General features: G+C 67.7%; 11 protein-coding genes. 6 read left to right on the plus strand and 5 right to left on the minus strand.

What is annotated here, in order from left to right; translation table 11 throughout:
* Nucleotides 1-406: 406 nt before the first annotated feature.
* From ACESK5_RS06055 to ACESK5_RS06070, 4 genes are all read left to right on the plus strand, one after another.
* Nucleotides 407-1372, plus strand: coding sequence for a phosphoadenosine phosphosulfate reductase family protein (locus ACESK5_RS06055; protein WP_372910662.1), 966 nt, complete (start codon nucleotides 407-409; stop codon nucleotides 1370-1372).
* Between the two features lie 214 nt (nucleotides 1373-1586).
* A complete protein-coding gene (locus ACESK5_RS06060; protein ID WP_372910652.1) occupies nucleotides 1587-2534 on the plus strand; it encodes a phosphoadenosine phosphosulfate reductase family protein in 948 nt (315 codons plus the stop codon).
* A gap of 131 nt (nucleotides 2535-2665) precedes the next feature.
* Nucleotides 2666-2815, plus strand: coding sequence for a hypothetical protein (locus tag ACESK5_RS06065; RefSeq protein ID WP_372910653.1), 150 nt, complete (start codon nucleotides 2666-2668; stop codon nucleotides 2813-2815).
* Between the two features lie 46 nt (nucleotides 2816-2861).
* Nucleotides 2862-3578, plus strand: coding sequence for a diphthine--ammonia ligase (locus ACESK5_RS06070; protein WP_372910654.1), 717 nt, complete (start codon nucleotides 2862-2864; stop codon nucleotides 3576-3578).
* Between the two features lie 310 nt (nucleotides 3579-3888).
* Here the strand turns inward: ACESK5_RS06070 and coxB are convergent, their stop codons facing one another.
* Nucleotides 3889-4626: a cytochrome c oxidase subunit II gene (coxB, locus tag ACESK5_RS06075; RefSeq protein ID WP_372910655.1), complete on the minus strand. Its 738-nt coding sequence runs from the start codon at nucleotides 4624-4626 to the stop codon at nucleotides 3889-3891.
* A 180-nt stretch (nucleotides 4627-4806) separates the two neighbouring features.
* Between coxB and ACESK5_RS06080 the strand changes: the two genes are divergently transcribed.
* Both ACESK5_RS06080 and ACESK5_RS06085 read left to right on the plus strand, forming a co-directional pair.
* The gene (locus ACESK5_RS06080; RefSeq protein ID WP_372910656.1) at nucleotides 4807-7083 is read left to right on the plus strand and encodes a DUF6789 family protein; all 2277 of its coding nucleotides are present in this window, start codon (nucleotides 4807-4809) and stop codon (nucleotides 7081-7083) included.
* 2 nt (nucleotides 7084-7085) lie between these two features.
* Nucleotides 7086-7610 carry a hypothetical protein gene (locus ACESK5_RS06085; RefSeq protein WP_372910657.1) on the plus strand — a complete coding sequence of 175 codons (525 nt, stop codon included), beginning with the start codon at nucleotides 7086-7088 and terminating at the stop codon, nucleotides 7608-7610.
* A 147-nt stretch (nucleotides 7611-7757) separates the two neighbouring features.
* Here ACESK5_RS06085 and ACESK5_RS06090 read toward each other — a convergent pair whose 3' ends face one another.
* The 4 genes from ACESK5_RS06090 to ACESK5_RS06105 all read right to left on the minus strand — a co-directional run.
* Nucleotides 7758-8579, minus strand: coding sequence for a heme-copper oxidase subunit III (locus ACESK5_RS06090; protein ID WP_372910658.1), 822 nt, complete (start codon nucleotides 8577-8579; stop codon nucleotides 7758-7760).
* Between the two features lie 78 nt (nucleotides 8580-8657).
* On the minus strand, nucleotides 8658-8897 hold the full coding sequence (locus ACESK5_RS06095; RefSeq protein ID WP_372910659.1) for a hypothetical protein: 240 nt from the start codon (nucleotides 8895-8897) through the stop codon (nucleotides 8658-8660).
* On the minus strand, nucleotides 8894-9148 hold the full coding sequence (locus ACESK5_RS06100; RefSeq protein WP_372910660.1) for a hypothetical protein: 255 nt from the start codon (nucleotides 9146-9148) through the stop codon (nucleotides 8894-8896). Before ACESK5_RS06100 ends, ACESK5_RS06095 begins: the two co-directional genes overlap by 4 nt.
* Before the next feature lie 160 nt (nucleotides 9149-9308).
* Nucleotides 9309-9797: sugar phosphate nucleotidyltransferase (locus ACESK5_RS06105; protein ID WP_372910661.1), on the minus strand; the 489-nt coding region annotated here is incomplete at its 5' end.

The following is a 9797-nucleotide window of genomic DNA, read 5'->3' on the forward strand; positions in this document are numbered from 1 at the left end:
GCTCGTCGACGGGACGTTGTGCGTGGGGGCCCCGATGCGGCCGCCGTCGCAGTCGACGACGGGACCGTCGCGTGGCGACACGACTCGACACTGGCGCTCCTCTCACCGGTCGCGGCGGTCGGTGATAGCCTGCTGCTGCACGGGTCGAGGGACTCGGACGACCGGGTCGACATCTCGTCTGTCTCGACACGGCCACCGGCGAGGAACGGTGGACGTTCACCGGACGGTTCCGACTGACAGAACCGGTCGCCGACGCGGAGCGTGCGTATCTCGCGGAGTCGAGAAGCGGACTGCTCGCGCTCAAGGTCTGACGACCGCTGCTCGACGTCTTCAGTCGTGTTACCGAGACACACGACAGCGCGCAGTCACAAAGCCTTTGAAGCTCGTAATTACATCTCATTATACGATGTCCGCGTTCCCCGACTACCTCGACGTCGACTACAGCGACGGCGAAGGTGAGTCTCCGCAGGACTACCCGAGCATCGAGCACAAGATCGAGAAGGCCATCGAGGTCACCAGAGAGGGACTCGAGCAGTACGAGAACCCCGTCGTGATGTGGACCGGTGGCAAGGACTCGACGCTGACGCTGTACTTCGTCAAGGAAGTCGCCGAACGGCACGACCTCGAGGTCCCCCCCGTCGTCTTCATCGACCACTACCAGCACTTCGACGAACTCATCGAGTTCACCAAGCACTGGGCCGACGAGTGGGACCTCGACGTCATCTGGGCGCGCAACACCGACGTCGGCGACTACGTCGACGAGCACGGTCTCACGCCCGGCGACGACATCCCGGTCGAAGACCTGTCGGAGCACAACCAGCACCACATCCGCAACCTGCTGGAGTACGAGGAGGACACGTTCCCGTTCCTGCTCGACACCTACGTCGGCAACCACCTGCTGAAGACGGTGGCGCTGAACGACGCCCTCGAGGAGTACGACGTCGACGGCGTCATCTCGGGCGTGCGGTGGGACGAACAGGAGGCTCGCGCCGACGAGACGTTCTTCTCGCCCCGGCACGACCCCGACATCTACCCGCCCCACGACCGCATCCAACCCATCCTCCAGTTCGCCGAACCCGACGTCTGGGACGCGTTCTGGAACTTCGTCGTCCCCGAGACGGTGGAGGGCTACCCCGCCGGCCACGTCCCGCAGAACGACGAGGACCTGCCCGAGGGACTCGAGATGGCCGACATCCCCGTCTCGCCGAAGTACTTCGCCGGCTTCCGCTCGCTCGGCAGCGAGGTGTCGACGGACAAGTCCGCCGAGGAGCCCGCGTGGCTACAGGACATGGAGAACACGACCGAACGCGCCGGCCGCGCCCAGGACAAGGAGGACCTCATGGAGCGCCTCCGCGACCTGGGTTACATGTGACGACGGGTCACACGTAGACGCGCGACTGCGTCACCGGGACACCCGACCGACGCGTCCTTCTCGCGACTCCTCAGACACCCGTCGGGTCCAGAGCGGTACGGGTCGCCTACCGGTCGATAGCGCTCGAACCGGTCCGGCCGTAGGCCGCACCTACCGCCCACCGACGCGCGATAGTCCAGCCATAGCTATCCCCTCCGGGTACCTCCCAGTGCTGATGACCTCCCTGGACCACGTCGCCGTGGACTACGTGCTCGGTGCCGGCCAGACGGCCGACGACTACCCGACCCTCGCAGAGAAACTCGAACGCGCCGCCGACGTCACCCGGACGGCGCTCGAACAGTACGAGACGCCGGCGGTTATGTGGACCGGCGGCAAGGACTCGACGCTCGTCCTCTACGTCGTCCGCGAGGTGGCCGCCGACCTCGGCGTGCCGGTGCCGCCGGTCGTGTACATCGAACACTTCGAGGGGCTCGACGACGTCCGGACCTTCGTCGACCACTGGGTCGACGAGTGGGACCTCGACCTCGTGGTCGCGCGCAACGAGGACTTCTTCGACCACGGGTTGGCGTTCGGTGACGAGATTCGAGTAGAGGAACTGAACGAACAGAACCGCCGCGAACTCGACCGCATCGAGTTCGAGGGCGACACGATGGTCGTCGACCCCGACAGCTTCGAGGGGAACCACCTCCTGAAGACCATCGCGCTCAACAACGCCATCGTCGAGTACGGCTTCGACGGCGTCTTCTCGGGCGTGCGGTGGGACGAACAGGCCTCCCGCGCCGACGAGACGTTCTTCTCGCCGCGGCACGACGCCGAAAAGTACCCGCCGCACGACCGCGTCAACCCCATCCTCCAGTTCACGGAGGCGGACCTCTGGGAGGCGTTCTGGCACTTCGTCGTCCCCGACTCCGTCGAGGGCTACCCCGCCGGCCACGTCCCCCAGTCACGCGCCGACCTCCCCGAGGGCGTCGGCGTCGAGGACATCCCGGTCCCCGAGAAGTACTTCGAGGGGTTCCGGTCGCTCGGGACCGAGACCGGCTCGGAGAAGTCCGACGACCGTCCCGCCTGGGTCCAGGACCTCGAGAACACCACCGAGCGTGCCGGCCGCGCACAGGACAAGGAGAACCTCATGGAGCGCCTCCGCGACTTGGGCTACATGTAGCGCCGCTCGACGGTCCACCGGCGTTCCCCTGTTCCGTCTCCCGCCCCCGTCCTCGGCGTCGCCCGCGGTGTCGAACCCCGTGGTACCGACCGACACGGTTTAGTGCGCCGATGTTTTAGGGAAGCCTAAAGATGTCTCGCCTCACCAGCCTCCTCTCGGCGCTCAAGGCCCGGGCCGTTCCCCGCCGCTGTCGCGCGAACGCGTGGGCGTCCGTGTACGCCGGACTGCACGCGGTCGAACCGCGGGCCGACGGCGGCGAGGAGGAGCGGACCGACGAGTAGAACCCGAACCGACGAGCGTTTACCCCTCTCGCGCCAACCACGCTCGATGACGGACGACTGGGTCAGTCTCTTCTCCGGCGGCAAGGACTCCTCGTGGGCGCTGTACCGGGCGCTCGAGGAGGGGTTGAACGTCACGCGCCTCCTGACCGTCCACCCGGGCGAGGACTCGGAGTCGTACATGTACCACGTGCCCGAGACTCGACTGGCGAGTCTCGCCGCTGAGAGCATCGGCATCGACCTGGTAGAGGTCGACCCCGGCGACCTGGCGGCGACAACGGCGACGGACTCGGCGACGCAGGGCGACCGGGAGGTCGAACCGCTCGAGGCGGCCCTCCGCGGCCTCCAGGACGAACTCGACCTCGCCGGCGTCACCGCCGGCGCCATCGAGAGCGAGTTCCAGACCTCGCGCATCCGGTCGATGTGTGAGCGACTCGGTGTCGACCTGTTCGCGCCGCTCTGGCAGCGCGACCCCGACGAACTGGCGGCGGAGATGCTCGACGCGGGCTTCGAAATCACCATCGTACAGGTCGCCGCACACGGCCTCGACGAGTCGTGGCTGGGCCGCACACTCGACGCGGACGCGCTCGACGAACTCCGCGCCCTCGACGACGAGTACGGCGTGCACATCCTGGGCGAGGGCGGCGAGTTCGAGACGCTCGTCACCGACGGCCCACACATGTCCCGGCCGCTCGAACTGGAGTACGAGACGGTGTGGGACGGGACGCGCGGGCGGATTCGCGTGACCGACGCGCGGCTGGGGTGACGGGCGAGCGGGTCACGCTGCGGGCGGTCCTCTCCGCCGGGTCGGACCGGAGCGGGTGAGGCGAGTGACTGGACCCGCCGAGACGGCGCGGTGGTGCGACGGCCGCGGTACCGTCCGCGGCCGACACGCGAGGGACGAGACCACGCGTGAGCGGACGGTAGTCGAGCCGGCTGAGCAGGCCGTGGCCGCACTCCCCCGGCGACTGCACCTGCTTCCCGCCGGACGCGACCGTGACTGAGCAGCGGCGACACACCCCCGCCTGCGACGGGAGCGACACCCCGGGAGACGAACTCCTCGGGTCAGTGCAGGCTCACTCGTCCGCGCGCTGGTCGTCGAGCCACGACTGGTACTCGTCCTGCGGCATCACCACGACGGTGCCGTGCATCCGCGTGTGGCCGACGCCGCAGAGTTCCGCACAGTACAGCCTGTACTCGCCGGTCTGCGTGGCACGCGTCCGCGCCTCGGTCGTCTGACCGGGGAAGATGTCCTGTTTCAACCCGAGTTCGGGGACGTAGAAGGAGTGGATGACGTCCCGCGTCCGGAGCGAGAAGACGACGTCGCGGTCGGCCGGGAGCACCAACTGCTTCTGCGAGGTGACGTTCTCCCCCTGGTAGCGGAACTCCCAGCCCCACTGGTACGCGACGACTTCGACCTCGACCGGGTCGTCCGCACCGACGTCGGCAGTCGACTGGCCGGCCGCGGCGGCCGGCGAGATGTAGGGGTTCGCGAGCACGAAGAACGCGGAGATGCCCACGAACACCAGGATGACGCCGGTGGCGGCGGTCCAGGTGATCTCGAGCGCGGAGTCCTTCGTCGTCGGCTTCGGGTCGTCGTTGTTCCGGAAGCGGTAGAGCGCGTAGACCAGCGTCACCTCGACGAACAGGACGAGCGGGAGCGCGACGTAGAGCAGTTGCTCGTTGAGGTCGTCGATGGCGTTCCGGTTGACCGACTGCGCGGCGGCCGGATGGGCGACTGCCCCGACGAGGAGGGCGACGCCGAGCGCGACGACGACGAACTGTGCGACCCGCGTGACGCGAACGCGACCCATTGACGTCCGCTTCGGCCCGGCCTGTGTTATAGGTTGGCGTGAGAACATCCGGGACGACGTGAACGTCTCCACACGGTGACCCCGGCGCCGACGCATGGTTTTATCAACTTTCGATTGTCACGTCGTGTCAATGCAGGTAGACTGCCCGACGTCAATCAGCCCTCCGACTCCCGTGAAAGCATGAATCGGGCCGTCGTCGAAGTAGCGGCGCTCTCCGTGCTCTTCTGCGGCGTGCTCCTCGTCTGGTGGCGGACGCGCGGCCGCGGCCTCGTGAGCGACGGGGGGACCGTCCAGCGCGACGCCGTCGTCACGGAGATCGGTCGCCTCCGGGACGAGGCGGTCCGGTGGCTCACCACGACGGACCACAAGGACATCGGACTGCTGTACATCGTGTTCGGCACCGTCGCGGGACTGTGGGGCGGGGTCGACGCCATGATGATGCGGACGGAGCTTCTGACGCCCGCGGCGGACATCTGGACGCCGGAGACGTACAACGCGCTCTTCACGACGCACGGGCTGACGATGCTCATCTTCTTCGTCGCGCCCGTCTTCTTCGGCATCGGAAACTACTTCCTTCCCCTGCTGCTCGGCGCCGACGACATGGCCTTCCCGCGGGTCAACGCCATCGGCTTCTGGCTCCTCCCGCCGGCGTTGCTGCTCGCCCGCGCGGGCCTGTTCATCCAGGTCGGTGGGCAGGTACTGAGCACGTTCGTCCAGGCCGACGCCATCCGCTTTCTCCTCACCGTCCGGGAGGTGGGCGTCGGGTGGACGCTGTACGCCCCCCTCTCGATTCAGTCTCCGAACCCCCAGCTCGACCTGTTGCTCCTGGGGCTCCACCTGAGCGGTATCGCCACCACCGTCGGCGCCATCAACTTCATCGCGACCGTCTTCTACGAGCGAGGCGAGGGCGTCACCTGGGCCGAACTCGACATCTTCTCGTGGAACATGCTCGTGACGAGCGGCATCGCCCTGTTCGCGTTCCCGCTGCTCGGGAGCGCCATCATCATGCTGCTGCTCGACCGGAACTTCGGGACGACGTTCTTCACCGCCGACGGCGGCGGTGCCATCCTCTGGCAACACCTCTTCTGGTTCTGGGGGCACCCCGAGGTGTACATCCTCTTCCTGCCGGCGACGGGGCTGATGAGTCTCATCCTCCCCAAGTTCGTCGGGCGGAAGCTGTTCGGCTTCCGCGCCGTCGTCTACTCGACGCTCGGGCTGAGCGTCCTCTCGTTCGGCGTCTGGGCGCACCACATGTTCACCACCGGCGTCGACCCGCGAATCAAGGCGTCGTTCATGGCCGTCTCCATCGCCATCGCCGTTCCCAGTGCCATCAAGGTGTTCAACTGGCTCACGACGATGTGGGACGGCGACATCCGGATGACCGCGCCGCTCATCCTCTGTGCCGGCGGCATCGGGACCTTCATCATCGGTGGCGTCACCGGCGTCTTCCTCGCCGTCATTCCCATCGACATCCTCTACCACGGCACCTACTACGTCGTCGGTCACTTCCACCTCATCGTCGTCGGCATCATCCCGTTCATGATGATCGCCGCGAGCTACTACTGGTACCCACTCATCACCGGGCGGTGGTACGACCGTCGACTGGCGCGGTTCCAGGCAGTCCTCATCGTCTTCGGCGGCACGGTCACGTTCATGACGCTCCTCGTCATCGGCGGCCTCGGGCTCCCCCGCCGCCAGGCCATCTACCCGGCGGAGTACCAGCTCGCCCAGCAGATTGCCACCGTCGGCTCGTACGTCGTCGGCATCAGCGCCCTGCTGTGGCTCTACAACATGCTCGCGTCGTACTGGACCGGCGACCGGGTAGCGACGACGGACCCCTGGAACCTCAAGCGGACGAAGCAGTTCACCAACGAGTGGCAGTGGTTCGAGCGGCGGATGGTCGAGAAGTACGACATGACGCCGCACGAGCCCGAGACGACCCGGGACTCGTACGCCCCCGAAGCGGAGGCAGCCAGTTCGGTGACCGGCGGCGCCGTGGGGACGACGTGGCGAGTGGTCGCGTCGAACGCCTCGTTCGCGGCCATCGGCGGGTTCGTCGGCACCGTGCTGATGGCCGGGGGGCTCGGCACCGCGGCGCTCGTCGGCGTCTTCGACCTCGTCTCGCTCACGGAACTCGCGGAACTGGTCGGGCTACCCCCGTCGCCTGCGGTCGGTGCCGTGCTCTTCCTCGCCGGCGGGACGGTCACGTGGCCGCTTCTGTTCCTCGCGTTCTCCGACTACCTGCCCGGGCGGCTGCTGTTCGAGACCGGGCTGGTATTCGCGACCATCATCTCCTCGGGCTTCCTCGTTGCCTTCTACTCGGGGCAGACGGGGCTTGCGCTCGTCGGCTACGTCGCGTTCGTCCTCGTCGCCCACTGGGCGTACGGCATCGGGTTGGCCGTGACGTTCCGCTTCCTCCAGGCGAAGCGCACGGAGCGTTTCTGGGGGGGTGAGTGACGGTGGCGGACGCCGACGAGGAGACGTCGCTCCTGTTCACGTACGTCGTGCCGTTCGTCGGAGTCATCCTCATCTCTATCGGCATCGGCGGGGCTGTCCCGGGGGGGTACGCGCTCATCCAGGACGAACTCCGCGACTGCGACTCGCCGACCATCGCAGTCGAGAGGCCCGAGCGCACGGCCGAACTCGTCGGAGCGGACGGTCCGAGCCTGCCGCGGCTCACGTTCGAGGAACTGACCGACGCCGAACAGGAGGCGTTCGTCGAAGCGCTGGACGCCCCGCGGCGCGAGGCACACGTCTACGGCTCGTTCGCCAACCGACAGGCGTTCGAGTCCGGTGCCGTCGTCACCTACCAGGGCGAGCGGTACTACTCGACCATCGTCGCCGAGAACACCTGTTTCCGCGCACCTCCGCTCGGCTTCCCGCTCGGGGTGTTCGCCATCGGCCTCGGGGCCGTGACCCTGCTCATCCCGCCGGCGTACCGCAGACTCGTCACACTCGAGCGGCAGGCGGACCGCAGGAGGTGACGGCCCGGGTTCGCGAGTCACGAGTCACTGAGGCCCCGGAGCGACGGGGAGGCGGTGGCGGGCGAACGACAGACACGACGACACGGGAGAGTGAACCGACGGGCACACGGCGGCCGGGGAACAGTCGTCAGCCGTCAGCCGTCGCCGTCACCCGACGACCGCACCGACGTAGAGCACGACGACGAGGAAGAGCCAGACGACGTCGACGAAGTGCCAGTAGAGGGCGACGGTTCGGACCCCGGCGTCCCTCCCTTCGGTGTACTGTCCGCGGAGTGCGCGCACCAGGATGGACGCGAGCAGGACGACCCCGAGTGTGACGTGGAGGCCGTGCAACCCCGTGAGTCCGTAGAAGGCCGACGCGAAGACGCCGCCCGAGAGCGTGAACGACTCGTGGGTGACGAACTCGTAGTACTCTAACGCCTGCCCGCCGACGAACACCACGCCGAGCGCGACAGTCACGGCGAGCCACCGGATGAACCGCTTGCGGTTCCCCTCCTCGAGCGCACCGTGGCTGCGGTGGATGGTTCCGCTGCTCACCACGAGGATGAGGGTGTTCACGAGGACGAGCGACCCGAGGAGCGGCGGGAGTTCGCTCGGCGGCCACGGCCCCACGCGGATGAACGCGTAGTAGACGAAGCCCGCCGCGAACGTCGCCACGTCGGAGACGAGAAAGAGGACCATCCCGCCGACGTAGAGCCGCGATCTGTCGGTCTGTTCGGTCCAGTAGTCCGCCACGAACGCCTCGTACGTCCAGCCGACCAGGCCGACGACGAGGAGGAGGCCGCCGACGGCGGCGACTGCACCCAGCGGGAGTCGGGGGAGGAGCGACTCGCCGGCGAGTAGCAGGCCGACCCCGGCGTACAGCGCGGCGGCCCCGACAGCGGCGACGATGGGCCAGCGACTACGATGCTCGTGGTGCCCGTCGCTCGAACCGTGGTCGCCCGTGGTGGCGACGTCGGTACCGTCCATACCCGTTCGTCTGTCCGGTGTGACAAATAGCCATCGCGCCGTCGGCGGGTCGACGGCGGCGGGCGGCGGGGTCGGTCGTCAGTCGCTCGTCGGGACGACCCGCCACGTCGTGGCGTTCGCGTACCCCCACTCCTCGAGTTCGAACGCCGTCGCCGACCCGCGGAGGTCGGGGAGGAGCGCGCCGATTTCCTTCGTCGAGAGGCCGACCTCGTCGGTGATGTACTTGCTCTTGAAGTAGAACTCCCCGTCGGTGGCGCGCTGGCGGAGGTAGCGTTCGAGTCGGTCGCGCTTCCGCGCCGTCGTCGACTCCGCGCTCACCGGTGGTCACCTCCACTGTCGGTGGTCCGCGGCGAGTGCTGCCGTCCGAGGACGAGGGCAGCGAGGTTCGCAGCCCACAGCGCGAGGAGGACCGGCGTCGTCGACGGGGAGAGGCCCGAGACCAGCAGGAGTGGGACGTGGAGCAGGGGGAGGCAGATGGCGCTCCAGAACCCACCCCACCGCAGGAGGGCGATGCCGCGACCCAGTGAGTGTGACACCACCGGGGATGCGAGACTGTCGTGCTCGTACATGCGTACCTCACCGTTCGGGGAGCGCCCATCAAAACCTGTTCAAGACTCAACACGCTCTTTGTGTGAACCAGTATCACACCGGGCAGGACGGACGGCCGGGCGGCCGGAGGACGAGGACGGCGACGGGGAACGGCGGGAGCGCGTCCGCCGTTCGGAGCCGTTACTCGGGCTTCAGCTTCGAGTACGCGCCGACGAGCGACTCGGTCAGGTCGAGGTGTTCGACCCGCGCCTCCTCGTCGACGATGCTGTCCGAGAGGTCGGCGTCGACGATGGTCGCGTTGGGGAACACGACGCTCCGGTCCACCGTCGAGTTCTCGATGTGGGCACCGGCCATCACGTGGACGTTCTCGCCGAGTTCGGAGTTCTCGACGACGGCCTCGTCGTTGACGTAGTTGCCGCCCTCGAGGTAGCCCTCGACGGCGTCGAGGTACGACGCGGCCGTCCCGATGTCGTACCAAGCGGTGTCGAACGTGAAGGCGTACACGTCCTCGCGCTCCTGGAGCCACTGGACGAACCAGCCGGGTTCGTCGGGGTTGTTGTCGTTCGAGAGGTACTCGTCGAACAGCGGGAGCGTCTCCTGGGGGTAGACGTAACACGCGATGGAGACGAGCGTGCTCGCGGGGTCCTCGGGCTTCTCCTGGAAGTTCAC

The sequence above is a fragment of the Salinigranum sp. genome (genome assembly GCF_041641895.1).
Lineage (GTDB): Archaea > Halobacteriota > Halobacteria > Halobacteriales > Haloferacaceae > Salinigranum.

What these genes read in the sequence shown, in the direction of transcription:
- ACESK5_RS06065 (WP_372910653.1), top strand. Translation starts at nt 2,666, where the DNA reads ATGTCTCGCCTCACCAGCCTCCTCTCGGCGCTCAAGGCCCGGGCCGTT.
- ACESK5_RS06090 (WP_372910658.1), bottom strand. Translation starts at nt 8,579, where the DNA reads ATGGACGGTACCGACGTCGCCACCACGGGCGACCACGGTTCGAGCGAC.
- coxB (WP_372910655.1), bottom strand. Translation starts at nt 4,626, where the DNA reads ATGGGTCGCGTTCGCGTCACGCGGGTCGCACAGTTCGTCGTCGTCGCG.
- ACESK5_RS06080 (WP_372910656.1), top strand. Translation starts at nt 4,807, where the DNA reads ATGAATCGGGCCGTCGTCGAAGTAGCGGCGCTCTCCGTGCTCTTCTGC.
- ACESK5_RS06100 (WP_372910660.1), bottom strand. Translation starts at nt 9,148, where the DNA reads ATGTACGAGCACGACAGTCTCGCATCCCCGGTGGTGTCACACTCACTG.
- ACESK5_RS06055 (WP_372910662.1), top strand. Translation starts at nt 407, where the DNA reads ATGTCCGCGTTCCCCGACTACCTCGACGTCGACTACAGCGACGGCGAA.
- ACESK5_RS06060 (WP_372910652.1), top strand. Translation starts at nt 1,587, where the DNA reads ATGACCTCCCTGGACCACGTCGCCGTGGACTACGTGCTCGGTGCCGGC.
- ACESK5_RS06070 (WP_372910654.1), top strand. Translation starts at nt 2,862, where the DNA reads ATGACGGACGACTGGGTCAGTCTCTTCTCCGGCGGCAAGGACTCCTCG.